This is a genomic window from Psychrobacter sp. TB20-MNA-CIBAN-0197 (genome assembly GCF_040309765.1).
Taxonomy (GTDB): Bacteria; Pseudomonadota; Gammaproteobacteria; order Pseudomonadales; family Moraxellaceae; genus Psychrobacter; species Psychrobacter submarinus.
In genome coordinates this window covers 1-251 of record NZ_JBEOPC010001064.1, presented here as the reverse complement: position 1 = coordinate 251, position 251 = coordinate 1, and the positions used below count along the sequence as shown (strand labels likewise).

The following is a 251-nucleotide window of genomic DNA, read 5'->3' as shown; positions in this document are numbered from 1 at the left end:
GCTGTAATGAGCTTTAACTCATTGGCTCAAAGCACTGATGAATTCAATAAGCTATTGATTGAGCTTCAAAAATTAGTTTCTGAAAAAAAATACACTCAGGCTTATCAAAAAAGTAATAGCGAATACCAGTACCTGGGCGAACCCGTATACGACTTTTTATTAGGGGTCAGTGCACTTAAAACAGGGCATGCGGCGCCAGCTGTATTTGCCTTTGAACGCGTGGTTGAAAATAATCCTAGATGGTATGAAGC

At 39.8% G+C, this 251-nt stretch carries 1 protein-coding gene; it reads left to right on the top strand.

From position 1 onward, the window contains the following. Positions 1 to 21: 21 nt before the first annotated feature. Positions 22 to 251, top strand: a 230-nt coding sequence (locus AAEY83_RS17165) for a hypothetical protein (protein ID WP_351061082.1), incomplete at its 3' end; no start/stop codon positions are given.